At 69.7% G+C, this 13,641-nt stretch carries 13 protein-coding genes; 7 read left to right on the forward strand and 6 right to left on the reverse strand.

The window, feature by feature from the left end:
- Window positions 1-204: 204 nt before the first annotated feature.
- On the reverse strand, window positions 205-684 hold the full coding sequence (locus LGR44_RS08660; RefSeq protein WP_226739415.1) for an RT0821/Lpp0805 family surface protein: 480 nt from the start codon (window positions 682-684) through the stop codon (window positions 205-207).
- On the opposite strand from LGR44_RS08660, the gene pdxH reads away from it, so the two are divergent.
- Window positions 683-1,342: a pyridoxamine 5'-phosphate oxidase gene (pdxH, locus tag LGR44_RS08665; protein ID WP_226739417.1), complete on the forward strand. Its 660-nt coding sequence runs from the start codon at window positions 683-685 to the stop codon at window positions 1,340-1,342. The two genes, LGR44_RS08660 and pdxH, sit on opposite strands and share 2 nt — an antisense overlap.
- 107 nt (window positions 1,343-1,449) lie before the next feature.
- A complete protein-coding gene (locus LGR44_RS08670) occupies window positions 1,450-2,172 on the forward strand; it encodes an SDR family NAD(P)-dependent oxidoreductase (RefSeq protein ID WP_404809916.1) in 723 nt (240 codons plus the stop codon).
- A gap of 9 nt (window positions 2,173-2,181) precedes the next feature.
- Here LGR44_RS08670 and LGR44_RS08675 read toward each other — a convergent pair whose 3' ends face one another.
- The 4 genes from LGR44_RS08675 to LGR44_RS08690 form a co-directional block, all read right to left on the reverse strand.
- Window positions 2,182-4,236, reverse strand: a complete 2,055-nt coding sequence (locus LGR44_RS08675; protein WP_226739421.1) for a S8/S53 family peptidase — start codon at window positions 4,234-4,236, stop codon at window positions 2,182-2,184.
- A 17-nt stretch (window positions 4,237-4,253) separates the two neighbouring features.
- Window positions 4,254-5,450 (reverse strand): phosphatase PAP2 family protein, encoded by a 1,197-nt coding sequence (locus tag LGR44_RS21935; RefSeq protein ID WP_226739423.1) that lies wholly within the window; start codon window positions 5,448-5,450, stop codon window positions 4,254-4,256.
- A 39-nt stretch (window positions 5,451-5,489) separates the two neighbouring features.
- On the reverse strand, window positions 5,490-7,280 hold the full coding sequence (locus tag LGR44_RS08685; RefSeq protein WP_226739425.1) for an adenylate/guanylate cyclase domain-containing protein: 1,791 nt from the start codon (window positions 7,278-7,280) through the stop codon (window positions 5,490-5,492).
- Between the two features lie 561 nt (window positions 7,281-7,841).
- Window positions 7,842-8,912, reverse strand: a complete 1,071-nt coding sequence (locus LGR44_RS08690) for a citrate synthase (RefSeq protein WP_226739427.1) — start codon at window positions 8,910-8,912, stop codon at window positions 7,842-7,844.
- Window positions 8,913-8,991: 79 nt separating this feature from the next.
- Between LGR44_RS08690 and LGR44_RS08695 the strand changes: the two genes are divergently transcribed.
- The 5 genes from LGR44_RS08695 (at window position 8,992) to LGR44_RS08715 (ending at window position 12,021) form a co-directional block, all read left to right on the forward strand.
- Entirely contained in the window at window positions 8,992-10,149 is a 1,158-nt protein-coding gene (locus tag LGR44_RS08695) for a citrate/2-methylcitrate synthase (RefSeq protein WP_226739429.1), read from the forward strand.
- The gene (locus LGR44_RS08700; protein WP_226739431.1) at window positions 10,146-10,595 is read left to right on the forward strand and encodes an NUDIX hydrolase; all 450 of its coding nucleotides are present in this window, start codon (window positions 10,146-10,148) and stop codon (window positions 10,593-10,595) included. Before LGR44_RS08695 ends, LGR44_RS08700 begins: the two co-directional genes overlap by 4 nt.
- The gene (locus LGR44_RS08705) at window positions 10,592-11,197 is read left to right on the forward strand and encodes a TIGR02301 family protein (RefSeq protein WP_226739433.1); all 606 of its coding nucleotides are present in this window, start codon (window positions 10,592-10,594) and stop codon (window positions 11,195-11,197) included. The genes LGR44_RS08700 and LGR44_RS08705 overlap by 4 nt, the downstream gene beginning before the upstream one ends.
- Window positions 11,198-11,328: 131 nt before the next feature.
- Complete coding sequence (locus LGR44_RS08710) at window positions 11,329-11,592, forward strand: hypothetical protein (RefSeq protein WP_226739435.1); 264 nt, start codon at window positions 11,329-11,331, stop codon at window positions 11,590-11,592.
- A gap of 36 nt (window positions 11,593-11,628) precedes the next feature.
- Complete coding sequence (locus tag LGR44_RS08715; RefSeq protein ID WP_226739437.1) at window positions 11,629-12,021, forward strand: VOC family protein; 393 nt, start codon at window positions 11,629-11,631, stop codon at window positions 12,019-12,021.
- A 256-nt stretch (window positions 12,022-12,277) separates the two neighbouring features.
- Here the strand turns inward: LGR44_RS08715 and LGR44_RS08720 are convergent, their stop codons facing one another.
- On the reverse strand, window positions 12,278-13,612 hold the full coding sequence (locus LGR44_RS08720) for a dihydroorotase (protein ID WP_226739439.1): 1,335 nt from the start codon (window positions 13,610-13,612) through the stop codon (window positions 12,278-12,280).
- Window positions 13,613-13,641: the final 29 nt, after the last annotated feature.

Here is a 13,641-nt window from a genome sequence, read left to right on the forward strand (position 1 = left end):
GACCATATGGGAAAAGTGTTGCGCGCTTGCAACGCCTGTTTTCACGAAAAGCTTGGCACGGGACGGACGTCACGTGCTCGCGCGAGCCAGCTCTCCTTCCATCGCTCCGGGATTCCCGTTTTCGCCTCCACGGCGGCGGTCAGTTTCCGCAGCAGGGAGGCGAGCGCGTCGCGATCCGTCCGGTCCGGCCCGCCGAGCGGCGCCTCAAACCTTGGCGGTTCCCTTCACCGGCTTGACCTCCTTGATGGCCCATTCGCCGCCGGAGGGGCGGCAGGCCATGCCCTGGAGGGAGGCCGGGGATGCGCCGCTGATGAGGGCGGTGAACGTCCGGCAGATCTGGTCGTCCTTCACGAAGGGGGCGCTCGCGGGCGTGAAGGTGCCCTTGCGGTCCGAGGCGGGGTTGTCCCAGGAGACCTGCGTGCCGGGCCCCTGCGGGTCGAGCGCCACCGCGAGCGCGGCGCGGGCCCGGCGCCAGTCCTCCTCGTCGAGATCGGCGGACAGGATGGTGGGCTTGGGCGCGATGGCGCCGGTGACCTGGGGCTCGGCCGCCATCTCGTCCAGCCCCACGACCCCGAAGGAGAAGCTGCAGGCGCCGGCCGACAGGGCGATCAGGCCCGCGGCGAGCACTTTCATGGCTTCGCGCAGGGTGGCGTCTGATCTATAACGGCGCGCATTGCTCATCATGACGCGTCGGCTCTCCGAGAACGCAAAAGTCACATCTCAGGATAAGACCTTGAACTCGTTAACAACTGGTGACTTCACCGAAGCCAATGAACCCTTCGCCCTGTTTCAGTCCTGGATGGAGGAGGCCAAGGCCTCGGAACCCAACGACCCCAACGCCATGGCGCTCGCCACCGTGGACGCGGACGGCCTGCCCAATGTCCGCATGGTCCTGCTCAAGAGCGCGGACGAGAACGGCTTCGTGTTCTACACCAACACGGAATCGAACAAGGGCCGGGAGCTCCTCGGCCAGAAGAAGGCCGCCCTCGTCATCCACTGGAAGAGCCTGCGCCGGCAGATCCGGGCCCGGGGCCATGTGAGCCTGGTGAGCGACGCGGAGGCCGACGCCTATTTCCAGAGCCGCCCCCGGGACAGCCGCATCGGCGCCTGGGCGAGCCAGCAGTCGCGCCCGCTGGAGAGCCGCTTCGCCCTGGAGAAGGCGGTCGCCCTCAACACGGCGAAATACGCCATCGGCGAGGTGCCGCGCCCGCCCCACTGGACGGGCTTCCGCATCGCCCCGGTCTATATCGAGTTCTGGCAGGACCGTCCCTTCCGCCTCCACGACCGCATCGCCTTCACCCGCGAGGGCGAGGGTTGGTTGAAGAACAGGCTTTATCCTTAAACCCATGCATTCCGAGCTGTAGACCCTGACCCTGCGAGGGGCTAGGGTCCCGCGCCCATCCACACAGGTCCACCATGTCCTCCTCAAGCAACACCTCCCGCCGCATCATGCTGCTCACCGGCGCCAGCCGCGGGATCGGGCATGCCACGGTCAAGCGCTTCTCGGCCGCCGGCTGGCGGGTCATCACCTGCTCGCGCCACGCATTCCCCGAGAACTGCCCCTGGGAGATGGGTCCCGAGGACCATCTCCAGGTCGACCTGGCGGATGCGGAGGATACCCGCCGCGCCATCGCCGACGTGAAGGAGCGGCTGACCGCCGAGGGCGGCGTGCTGCACGCCCTGGTCAACAATGCGGGCATCTCGCCGAAGGCGCCCGGCGGCGCGCGGCTCGGCGCCCTCGCGACCCGCTACGAGGACTGGATCCACGTGTTCCAGGTGAACTTCTTCGCCTCGATCATGCTGGCCCGCGGCCTGCAGGACGAGCTGACGAAGGCCAAGGGCTCCGTGGTGAACGTGACCTCCATCGCGGGCTCCCGGGTCCACCCCTTCGCGGGCGCGGCCTATGCCACCTCCAAGGCGGCGCTGGCCTCCCTCACCCGCGAGATGGCCGCCGATTTCGGACCGCTGGGCGTGCGCGTGAACGCCATCTCCCCGGGCGAGATCGACACCTCCATCCTCTCGCCCGGCACCGAGAAGATCGTCGAGCAGCTTCCCATGCGCCGGCTCGGCACCCCGGACGAGGTGGCGAAGGCGATCTACTTCCTGTGCACCGACGCCAGCTCCTACGTCACCGGCGCGGAGCTGCACATCAACGGCGGCCAGCACGTCTAGGAACGACCTTCAGCCCTCCTGAATCCCCCGCGGCATCCGCACCGGCGGCAGAACGATTCTTCCCGCCCCGCCGCGTTCAGGCGGCGGCTTCGGCGGATCGAGCTGCGCCTCATGGGCGGTCGCGAGCTGCTCGACCGCATCGCGGTCCCCGGGCCGTCCGGCTGCGAGCTCGCAGGCGATCCAGCGCGTGATCCGAGGCGCGGCGACGCTCGTCCCGTTCATGACGACGACCGAACCGCTGCGCGTGCCGGCGCCGAGCACGCCCGGATGGGCGGCGGAATCGTCGCTCACCGTCAGCGCATCGGGGCCGTCCCGGTGGACCTGCGTGGCGCCGACCGGCACCGTGACGGGGCCGCCGGCCGAGTACGGCACGGGCCGCAGCTCCTTGCGATAGACGCCGCCGACGATGATCGTCTCATGGCCCGTGGCGATGGCGTTGATCGAGCCGTAACGCCGCACGATGCAGGAGATGTCGTCCTCCTCGATCGGCCTGCCCGCATGGTCGTAGCGCCGGTAGCAGGGATGGTCGAAATACGACTGGCGCCCGCGGGTCGGATAACCGATGGGCGCGTCGTCCCGCTGCACCCAGGCCTCGACCATCTCGCCCGGCTGCAATCCCCGGTTCTTGAGGCGCAGGCGCCAGATCCCGGACTCGGCCGCCGGGCGGGGTGGCGGCGCCCGGCCCGGCCGCACCGTGGGCTTGAGCGCGACGAACAACATGCCGCGATCCGTCGGCGCCGGGGCGCGGTGGTAGCGCGCCTCGCACAGCACCGAGCCGCCGACCACGTAGCGCAGCGTATGCAGCTGGCCCTCCTTCACCTCCCGCGGCGCGCTGTCATCTCCGGACGGCGTCTCGATCGTCAGCGCGATCCGCTCCGCCCCGTCGGGGCCGGGCGGCAGCCAGATTTCGACGAAGCTCGGCGTCAGGTCGTCGGGCTGCACCCGCCAGGGCAGCTCCACCACCTCGTCCAGCGTGTCGAACGACACCCGCGTGTGCAGGCGCGCCAGGTGGCTGTTGCCGGACGGGATCACCACCCGCATCGGCCGGTTCCCCGCGACGGCGTTGTGGTCCCGCACGATCTCGTCGATGGCCGTCTCGATCTCGTGCGTGCCGTCGTGCGGACCGGCGGTGAGCCCGTAGCTGAAATTGATCGCGACCGGCGGGGGCCGTCCTCCTCCGGCCATGGCCAGCGCCACGTCGCGGATGTGCTTGACCGCGTCGATCACATAGGGGGCGAGGCTCGCGCCGGAGGAATCCGCCGTGGTGGCGGTCGGCAGCTGAACGCCAACGATGCGCCAGTCGGGCGTGTCGCCTGGGTCGAAGCCGCAGGCGAGATCCATCACGTGAGCGCCGTGCGAGGCATGCCTCGCCACGGGCTTGCGGCCGGGCCGCGCGAAATCTGCGACGCCCGCCCGGCGGTAGAACTCGTCCTCGTCCCAGTCCTGCTGCTCGGCCGCAGCGAGCAGGGCATCGATCTCGGCCTTCGTGATCATGCAGCCGTAGCCGTAGCCGCTGCGGCCGTCGTCCTCGCCGTCCTGGATCCAGACCGACTCGATCCGGGTGGTTCCGTCGGCCCGCCGGAAACGCTCGTGGCCGAAGGCGAGCCCGTCGTCGATGATGCCGACGATCACCGTGCCCGCCGTGAGCGGGCCGCTGGTCGAGGCGGGCCTGGGGCGAAAGGGGGCGTTCCTCGGCGTCACCGAGGCTTCGGGCAGCGGCGGGCCGGGCGTGGCCCACTCCGCCTCCCTCATGAACGGCCGGAACTCCCTTTCGGCGAACAGCCGCCGGACCTCCCGAAAGGTCAGGAAATGCGTCTCGAAGCGCTCGCTTCCCGGCGGCGAGCGCCCGGCCCACTCCGCCTCGCCGGTCAGACGCCGCCAGAGATCCCGGATCCTCGCCTCGTTCTTCTTCTCGCGCCAGCGCACGAGCAGCGGGACCCGCTGGCCGCCGGTTCGCGGCAGCAGGAAGTCCTCCCGCCCCGGACCCAGCGACCAGCGCAGATAGGGATCGAGATTCGCGAGCCCGAGGGGGTCGCTCCAGGGATCGTCATATTCCCACGGCATGGCACGCCCTCCCTGTCTCAGCTCCACTCGGCCCTGGCTTTGTTCCAGAGCCAGGTGAGCAGTTCGGACTGCCGGGTCGGGTCGAGGGCCTGGTCGGCATTTCCGCGGATCAGGAAGTTCTTCTCCTCCAGCCGCTGGTTGTCCGGATCGTAGAGGTCGCGCCAGACAAAATCCTGGCCGGGTGGCCAGGCGCTCCCGTCGAAGGTCCAGTCCCGGTAAGTCGCGGCGCCGGAGCAGCGGTCGACGAAATAGCGCCCGAGGGTCAACCCCAGCACCGCGCCGGCCGCGCTGTCGACGGGAAAATGGACGCCCGCGACGGTGCGGTTGATGGCGATCCGGGCGGCGAGGCGCAAGAGCTGGATGCGCCATTCCGCGTCTGTATAGACGGCCTGTCCGGAGTTCTCCAACAGCTCCCAGAGCACGAGCGCCGCCGCGAAGGCCTCGGTGGCGTGCCCGCTGGGCAGCGAGCCGTGCGCGGGCGTGAGGATGAGCGGCTGGACCTGCGGCGAGTATTCGACCGGGCGCCGGCAGGCGAGACCCTGCTTGAGGCGCAGATGCACCACGATGGCGAGCCGCAGAACGGCGGCGAGCAGTTCCAGCGTATAGGGCGTCCGGTCCGGGTGCAGGTAGGAAACCGACGACAGGAAGGCGAGCCCGCCGCCCATCTGGGTCAGGATCTCCGATTGCCGGTCGGGACGCAGATCCGCGTAGCTTGCGAGAAAGTGGAGCTGCGCCTCGAAGATCGCCTGCGACGGGCGCGCCATGGCGACGAGCCTGCGGTATTCCGGCACCGGAGGGTTGCCGCCGACCGGGGCCGGAACCTCGAGATGCCACACGAAGAGGCGCGGGTTCGCGCCGCCCGCCTCCGCCGTGACGGCGAGGCGCGACACCATCTCCAGGTCGATCGCGCCGGCCCGGACCCAGGGCGACCAGCGCTCCATGACGTCCGGATCGTCGAAGGCCAGCGGGCCGGGCGGCTGAATGGTCTGCCACGGCCCGACGATGCCGTCGCGGCTGCGGATCAGCGCGTCGGTCGTGAGCGGCGAGTCGAACCCGATGCCGCCGACGCCGCCGACTCCCCCCACGCCTCCGACGCCGCCTACTCCGCCGACACCTCCAACCCCGCCGACACCGCCGACGCCCCCTACGCCTCCGACACCGCCCACGCCGCCAACGCCGCCGAGCGGCCCGATTCCTGCCCAAACCGTACTCACGTTGGTCCTCCCTCGTTCTCGGCCCCGCGGCCGTCGACGTCACTCAGGGACGCCGGCATTCCGCAGAGTGGCCGCCCATTCGTCCCCGATCCTGTAGCCGGCGCTGGGCGAGCGCTCGCGCCAGCGGCGGATGGTGAGCTGGGGCTCCATCTGCAGGAGCTTTCTCACGGTCCGCCGCGCGTCCTCGTGCCGGCCGAGATGCCATTGCGCGATCGCCATGGCCCGCAGGGTTGAGGTGTGCGTGCAGTTGGCCCGCAGCGAACGCTGGGCGAGCTTCAGGGCGCGCTCGTACTGGTGCGCTGCCAGATGAGCGGTCGCAGAGAGGGAGTCGTAGAAGTAGCGGTGAGGGTCGAGGGGCGAGAGCCTCAGGGCGCGCTGGGTGCAGCTCACCGCGGGCGTTCCCTCGCCCTTGAACGCGTGGAGCGTTCCCAGGAGCAGCCAGGCGAGGGAGTCGTTCGGATTGGTCAGGAGGGCGAGGTCGTACCGCGCCTTGGCGGTGTCGAGTTCCTTCAGGAGATTCGTGTGCACGAAGCCGTCGACGGAAAGCGCGAGCGAGCAATGCGGGTCGATGTCGAGCGCCTGCTTCGTGCATTGCAGGGCGTAACGGGCATCCTGCTGCGGGTCCTCCGACCAGCCCTGCTGCACGCGCAGCACATGCCATTTCGCGAGCCACGCCCTCGGGACGGCCTGACGCGGCGCCCGCTCGATCAGCGTTTCGAGGAGTCTCCTCGCCTGGTCGAAGTCGATGGACGACAGGCGGTGCATGAGCGCGACGGCGGCGATGAGCAGCGTGTAGCTCTTCAGGGTCGGCAGGGCCTGCGACTGCGCGCGCTGCAGCTCGCTCACCATCACGGCCGCGCTCACGTTGATGGCGATCTCGTCGATGAGCTCGCGCTTGCCGGAGAGAACGGCTGCGATCTGGCCCTTGCAGCGGCCCGCCCACGCGGTCTGCCCCGATTTGGCCTCCATGAGTTCGGCTTCGATGGCGACGAAACGATCCGTCACGCGGTATTCGCCCGACAGCACGTAGTCGGCGTTGAGATTGGCGCTGATCTGCGCCAGCGGTGTATCGCGCCCGCGAAACACGGTGGTGGACAGGCGCGAGATCACGTGCAGCTCCGGCGAGCGTGACAGGTCCTGGATCAGCTCCTCCGCCAGAACCTCGCCCAGCACGTGATGCTCGTCGCCAGCATCGTCCGTGGTGAAGGGCACGACCGCCAGCGTCGGGCGCAGGTCGTCGACGAAAACGCCGGGCTCGATCACCGGGCGCGGGCCGGGCGGGCCGATCCGGTAGGTGCGGACAGGCTGCGGCACGTGCTTGAGATAGCACTCGCCGAGATCCTCGATATCCGCATCGAGATCGGCGGTGAGCTGGTCGCGCAGATTGGCCGAGATCACGATCTCGCCGGGACCCGCCAGGGTCAGGAGCCGCGCGGCGCGGCTGACGCCGCGTCCGTACAGATCCGCGTGATCGACGATGACGTCGCTGATCTCGACGCCCATGCGCAGCATCACCTGCTGCGCGGGCGGAAGACCCGCATTCCCGCGATGGCTCGCCTGCTGGATCGCGAAGGCCGCCGAAACCGCCGAGCGCGCGTCGTCGAAATCCAGCAGCATCCCGTCGCCGAGGCCCTTGGTGAAATGGCCGTTGAATTCCGGAAGGATCTCGGTCCTGACATGCTCCACGAAGGCGAGCCAGCGGGACACGAAAGCGGTCTCGTCCTGCTCCACGTGGCGCACGGATTCCACGACGTCGAGGATCAGCACGGCTCGGTTGGCCCGCACTGCAGCGGAATAAGGCTCGTCGGGTTGCTGACCGATCTGAGCCAAAGCATCCTCCGGCGACACGGTTGCGCACCGGCAAAGAGGCCCTGCCGGAAAAAGGCGGACGACAGCGAATAGTCAGTATTACGTATGGTAATGCCGACAGAGGCGTGTTTTCAAGCGTGCGGTGGGTACTCCCCTTTGGTCGCTGCATTGCGCCAGAGGAATTCTTGCATCGGGACAGGCTCTGCTCCCCCGGGTCCGGGGGCCTGATCGAAGCTCGCGGAGAGCGCCCCCGTGGCTCTCCTCCCCACGGACCTCGGGCTTGCCAGTCGACATCTCGCACCGATGGCGCAACCGGACTCTCCTCCCCACGGACCTCGGGCTTGCCCGAGATCCGCATCCTCTTGCGCAAGTCGGGAACACCCGACTTGCGGTGGGGAGGAGGTGGAGGTGGGGGTGTGAGCGATAGCCTATGAAGGTCCGGCGCCGGCACCCCCACCCTGGCCCTCCCCACAAGGGGGAGGGAAGGAGCTCGCGCCAGACAGCGCCGCATCGACGACGGCTTTTCGCTATGCCGTCCCGAGGAGCCGCGACGAACCAGGCTCGACGACGGCGGCGGAGTGTCTACGCCGCCTGCGCCGGCCACGGCCCCACATAATCCGACCGGGGCCGGATGATCCTTCCCGTCTTCACCTGCTCCACCGCGTGAGCGACCCAGCCTGCCGTGCGGCCCGCGCCGAAGAGCGGGGTGAAGCCCGCGCGGGGAATGCCCAGCGCCTCCAGCAGCAGGGCGGTGTAGAACTCCACGTTGGTGTCGAGCCTGCGACCGGGCTTGCGGCGCTCCAGCACCGCGAGCGCCGCCGCCTCCACGGCCTCCGCGAAGGCGATGCGGTTGTCGCGGCCCTTCAGCCGCCCGGCGGCGGCTTTCAGCACGTCGGCGCGCGGATCGCGCACCCGGTAGATGCGGTGGCCGAAGCCCATGAGGCGCTCGCCGCGGCCGATGGCGTCGTCGAGCCAGCCTTCCGCATTCTCGACGGTTCCGATGGCGTCGAGCATGTCGAGCACCGGTCCCGGCGCGCCGCCATGGAGCGGACCTTTGAGGGCGCACAATCCCGCCACGACGGACGAGAGGATGCCGGCCTCCGTGGAGGCCACCACGCGGGCCGTGAAGGTCGAAGCGTTGAGCCCGTGGTCCATAATGGTGACGAGATAGGTGTCGAGCCCGGCCGCCTCCCCCGCGTCGGCGGGCGTACCGCGCAACATGCGCAGGAGGTCGGCGGCATGGGCCGCGGACGGGTCGGGCTCGATGGGACCGTTACCCCCTGCGCCGCGCACCGCCATGGCGGCCGCGACCCCTGCCCCGCCGATCGCGAGGAAGGCCGGATCCTCGTCCGCATCCGGCAGGGCCGCGAGCAGGAGGCGCATGCCCTCCACCGGGGTCAGGCCCGCAAGGCGGGGAGCGAGCGGCGCCAGATGGCCGAAGGCCCGCGCCCGCGCCGCGCCGATCCTGCCGGCGAGATCCTCGGCCCCTTCGGTCACGAGCCCCTCCCAGAGAATTGCCACGGCGCGCTCGAAGGACATGCGGCCCGCCAGCTCCTCGAGGTCGTGGCCGCGGACGATCAGGCGTCCGGCCTCGCCGTCCACGTGGCTGAGGATGGTTTGTGCGGCGATGACGTCGTCGAGACCGAGCTTCATGAGGCTTCTCCTTCTTTGTCGGGGATCAGCTTCCCGCCGGGATTGCCTGACCGTCAATCTTGAATCAACATATCAACCTATGAGAGCCCATTCCCTCGAACTCACCACGGCCGAAGCCGCCTCGGGCCGGCTCGGCATCAGCCGCGCGAGCCTCTACGCCTATGTGAGCCGGGGCCTGATCCGCTCCTTCACGTCGCCGCACGATCCGCGCCAGCGGCTCTACGCCCTCGACGACGTGGAGGCGCTGGTGGAGCGCAAGGCGCGCTTCCGCCGTCCGGCCGCGGCGGCGGCGACCGCCCTCGACTGGGGCCTGCCCGTGCTGGAGACCGGCCTCACCCAGATCAAGGACGGACAGTTGCTCTACCGGGGCAGGGACGCGCTCGCCCTTGCCGGGTCCGCAACCCTGGAGGACGCGGCCCGCCTGCTGATCGGCGACCTGCCCGACCGCGCCGCCAAGGCCGCCCCTCCCCCTGCGGGCGCGGCCTCCGCCCTCGGGCCGCAGGCCTTCGTCGCCCGGGCGATCCGCCTCCTCTCCGAACCGGCGGACGAGGCGGCAGACCTCGCCGCCGAGAGCCTCGCGATCCTGCGCCTGATGGCGGCCGCCGGAAGCGGGGCCGATCCCGGCTCGGTTCCGATCCACGCCCATCTGACCTCCGTCTGGAACGCCCCGCCCGAGGCCGGCGAGGCGATCCGCCGGGCCCTGGTGCTCTGCGCCGATCACGAACTCAGCGCCTCGGCCTTCGCCGTGCGGGTGGCGGCCTCGACCGGAGCATCCCTGCGCCACGCGGTGGTGGCCGGGCTCGCGGCGCTCGGCGGCCCCCGCCACGGCGGAGCGACGGAGCAGGTGCGCGCCTTCCTGGAGGAGCGCGAGAACTCCGGCGGGGACCCTCCGGAGCGCGGGCCCCTGCCCGGCTTTCATCACCCGCTCTATCCGGAGGGCGACCCGCGCGGGACCGCCCTGCTCCAGGGCGTGCCGCTCAGGCCCTCGGACGCGGCGATCCTCGACGAGATGGCCGACGCGGCCGGCGGAACGCCGACCATCGACGCGGCGCTGGTGATGACGGAGCGGGGCTTCGGCCTGCCCCGCAGGGCGGCCTTCGCGCTCTTCGCCATCGGCCGCACCGCCGGGTGGCTGGCCCATGCGATGGAACAGCGCAGCCAGGGCTCGTTGATTCGACCGCGCGCCCGTTATCATGTAGCGGAAGAAGCTCCCGAACCCGCGATCCCAACCCCATGACGAGCGACCGCCTCTATCCGACCCGACCCATCCTCGCGGCCTCGGTCGCCGTCTTCCGGGACGGGCGGGTTCTCCTCGCGGCGCGGGGAAAGCCTCCGTGGGAGGGCGCGTTTTCCCTGCCGGGCGGCCAGGTGGAGACCGGCGAGACCATGGGCGAGGCCGCTTTGCGGGAACTTCAGGAGGAAGTCGGGGTTAAGGCCAAGCTGATCGGCCTCGTGGCTCCCGTGGAAGTGATTGAACGGGAGGCGGATGGCCGTGTAAAGCATCATCTCGTCATCGCCGCCCATGCTGCCCGCTGGGTTTCGGGCGAGCCTCAGACAGGTCCGGAAGCAAAGGAAATCCGTTGGGTCACGGAACGGGACATCGCCGCCCTGCAAACCACACCGGGGCTCGCCGGGATCCTGGAGCAGGCCTTCCGGCTCGAGCGGGAGGAGTCGGCCCGATGAGGCGCGCCGCGGCCCCGTTCCTGGCGTTCGCCGTCCTGGCGTCTTCGGTCCAGCCGCTGGCGGCCCAGGGCTTCTTCGAGCGGCTCTTCGGCCCGCCCCGCGACCCCATGGCGCCGCAGCAGGCCCCCCAGTACCGGCCCCAGCCGCAATATCGGCCCCAGCCTCAGTACAGGCCCCCGCCCCAGCCCCGGCAGCAACCGCAGCCGCAGCGGTCCCAGACGCCGTCGCGCCCGGCCCCTCAGCCGAAGCCGGAGGAGCCCCAGCAGCAGGCGGAGCCCGCCCCGGTGGCCGAGCCGCCGCCCGCGCCCTACGAGAAGGAGCTTCTGCGCCTGGCCGAGATCATGGGCTCGCTCGCGCTCCTGCGCCCCCTCTGCACCGCTCCCGACGGCGCCGAATGGGGCAGGCGCATGCAGGCGCTTCTCGAAGCGGAAGGCACAACCCCCGGCCGGCGCGAGCGCCTGGCCGGAGCCTACAACAAGGGCTATCAGGCCTTCGCCCTCACCTACCGGGTCTGCACGCCCTCCGCGCAGGAGGCCTCGGCCCGCTACCTGCGGGAGGGCGAGCAGCTCGCCCGCAACATCACCGGACGTTACGGCGGCTGATTTATCCACACCCTTCGCAGGTTTCCCTCTCGCGTTAACCTCTTTGCAAGGTGATGCTGGCCGTAGGGCAGCGCACCAACTAAGTTCGAATCAACCGAACTCGCGCGCTGCCCCGAAAAGGGGCATGGATCATGAACGACAACGACGTCCCTCTCTCCGATCTGCCGGAACTGAGCGCCATCAAGCAGGCGGCCCTGAGCTACGTGACCGACGCGTTCGCCGAGGCGGAGCTCGACGGGCTCGATGCCGACTGCATGGCGCAGGCGGCCCTGTTCGCGGCGTTCCAGGAGCTTGTCGCGACTTACGGCGAGGAAGCCGTGGCGGAATACGCCGCGGGCCTGCCGGACAAGATCCGCACCGGCGCATTCTCCATGGCGATGTCGCTGAAGCACTGATCGTTCCCTCGGCCGCAAAGCGGAGACTTCTGCAGCATGAAAGACGTGACGCTGCGCGTCGCGCGGCCGACCGATCGCCTCGACGAGGTCGTTCGCTTCTACCGTGACGGCCTCGGCTTCGAGGTCATCGGCTCGTTCGAGGATCACGACGGCTTCGACGGGGCCATGCTCGGACATCCGGGCGCCGCGTGGCACCTGGAATTCACCCACCGGCGCGGCCATCAAGCCGGCCGCGCGCCCACCCAGGACAACCTGCTCGTCTTCTACCTGCCCGACCGTGATGCCTGGGAAGCAGCCGTCGAACGGATGCGCGCCCACGGCCATACGCCCGTTGTGTCGCTCAATCCCTACTGGGACCGGCAGGGCCTGACCTTCGAGGATCCGGACGGCTACCGCGTGGTGCTTCAGAACGCGGCCTGGGGGAGATAAGGCTTCGGCACGGCTCTCCTCCTCACGGATCTCGGGTCTGATCGAAGCTCGCGGAGAGCGCCGCGCGAACTCTCCTCCCCCTTGTGGGGAGGAGTTGGAGGTGGGGGTGTGAGCGATAGACTATGAAGGTGTGGCGCCGGCACCCCCACCCTGGCCCTCCCCACAAGGGGGAGGGAAAAGAGGTCTCGCTAAACTGGTTTCAGCTCTGCCCCCTCACCCGGACATGATGGCCCCACGGGAGAGGGGGATGACACGCCTACGGGCGCAGCGTCTCCTCAAACGTCACCGCCTCGCCCTGCGACGGCGTTTCCAGGCCGCCGTCCCACATGACCACGTTGCCGCGCACCACCGTGCCGATGGGCCAGCCGGTCACCTGCTTGCCGTCGTATGGGGTCCAGCCGCATTTGGAGGCGATCCAGCCGTTGGTGATCGTTTCCACGCGCTTGAGATCGACCACCGTGAAATCGGCGTCGTAGCCCACGGCGATGCGGCCCTTGCGGGCGATGCCGAACAGGCGCTTCGGTCCCGCGCTCGTGAGATCCACGAAACGCTCCAGAGTGAGCCTGCTCGCATTCACGTGGTCGAGCATGATCGGAACCAGCGTCTGCACGCCGGTCATGCCCGACGGCGTGTTGGGATAGGTCTTGTCCTTCTCCTCGCGGGTATGGGGCGCGTGGTCGGAGCCCAGGACGTCGGCAATGCCCTCGTCGAGGCCGAGCCAGATGCCGTGGCGGTGGAATTCGTCGCGCACGGGCGGGTTCATCTGCACATAGGTGCCGAGGCGCTCGTAGGCGTCGGGCGCCACGAGGGTGAGGTGGTGCGGCGTGACCTCGACGGAAACGAGATCCTTGTACTCCTTGAGGAGCACCATTTCCTCGGCGGTGGTCACGTGGAGGACGTGGATGCGCGCGCCGGTCTCCCGGGCGATGCGCACGAGACGCTTGGTGCAGGCGAGAGCGACCTCGGACGAGCGCCAGACCGGATGCGAGCGCGGATCGCCCTCGACGCGGAGATTCTTGCGCTCGCGCAGCATCGCCTCGTCCTCGGAATGGAAGGCGGCGCGGCGGCGGGTCTTGCGCAGGATGCGGGCGACGCCCTCGTCGTCCTCGACCAGGAGCGAGCCGGTGGAGGAGCCCATGAAGACCTTGATGCCGGCAGCCCCCGGCAGGCGCTCCAGTTCGGGAATGTCCTCGATGTTCTCGTGCGTGCCGCCGACCCAGAAGGCGAAGTCGCAATGCATGCGGTGATGCCCGCGCCGCACCTTGTCGGCCAGGGCCTCGGCGCTCGTGGTCTGCGGGTCGGTGTTGGGCATCTCGAACACGGCCGTCACCCCGCCCATGACGGCGGCGCGGGAACCCGATTCCAGGTCCTCCTTGTGGTCGAGGCCGGGCTCGCGGAAATGGACCTGCGTGTCGATGACGCCGGGCAGGATGTGCAGGCCGCGGCAGTCGATCTCGCGGGCCGCCGAGGCCTTCGAGAGGTCGCCGATATGCGCGATGGTCCCGCCCCGAACCCCCACGTCCCGCTCGACGCGGCCGTCCTGGTTCACGACGGTGCCGCCCTTGAGGATCAGGTCGTAGGTCTCAGGCATGATGAACTCGTCCCTTGAGGCTGGTGCCG

Source organism: Microvirga lenta, assembly GCF_020532555.1.
In the GTDB taxonomy this organism is placed as follows: domain Bacteria; phylum Pseudomonadota; class Alphaproteobacteria; order Rhizobiales; family Beijerinckiaceae; genus Microvirga; species Microvirga lenta.

Excerpts from the sequence above, each read along its gene's own strand:
- LGR44_RS08670 (WP_404809916.1), top strand. The coding sequence starts at position 1,450 with ATGCTGCTCACCGGCGCCAGCCGCGGGATCGGGCATGCCACGGTCAAG.
- LGR44_RS08720 (WP_226739439.1), bottom strand. The coding sequence starts at position 13,612 with ATGCCTGAGACCTACGACCTGATCCTCAAGGGCGGCACCGTCGTGAAC.
- LGR44_RS08675 (WP_226739421.1), bottom strand. The coding sequence starts at position 4,236 with ATGCCGTGGGAATATGACGATCCCTGGAGCGACCCCCTCGGGCTCGCG.
- LGR44_RS08700 (WP_226739431.1), top strand. The coding sequence starts at position 10,146 with ATGACGAGCGACCGCCTCTATCCGACCCGACCCATCCTCGCGGCCTCG.
- LGR44_RS08660 (WP_226739415.1), bottom strand. The coding sequence starts at position 684 with ATGATGAGCAATGCGCGCCGTTATAGATCAGACGCCACCCTGCGCGAA.
- LGR44_RS08715 (WP_226739437.1), top strand. The coding sequence starts at position 11,629 with ATGAAAGACGTGACGCTGCGCGTCGCGCGGCCGACCGATCGCCTCGAC.
- LGR44_RS08710 (WP_226739435.1), top strand. The coding sequence starts at position 11,329 with ATGAACGACAACGACGTCCCTCTCTCCGATCTGCCGGAACTGAGCGCC.
- pdxH (WP_226739417.1), top strand. The coding sequence starts at position 683 with ATGACGCGTCGGCTCTCCGAGAACGCAAAAGTCACATCTCAGGATAAG.
- LGR44_RS08690 (WP_226739427.1), bottom strand. The coding sequence starts at position 8,912 with ATGAAGCTCGGTCTCGACGACGTCATCGCCGCACAAACCATCCTCAGC.
- LGR44_RS08705 (WP_226739433.1), top strand. The coding sequence starts at position 10,592 with ATGAGGCGCGCCGCGGCCCCGTTCCTGGCGTTCGCCGTCCTGGCGTCT.
- LGR44_RS08695 (WP_226739429.1), top strand. The coding sequence starts at position 8,992 with ATGAGAGCCCATTCCCTCGAACTCACCACGGCCGAAGCCGCCTCGGGC.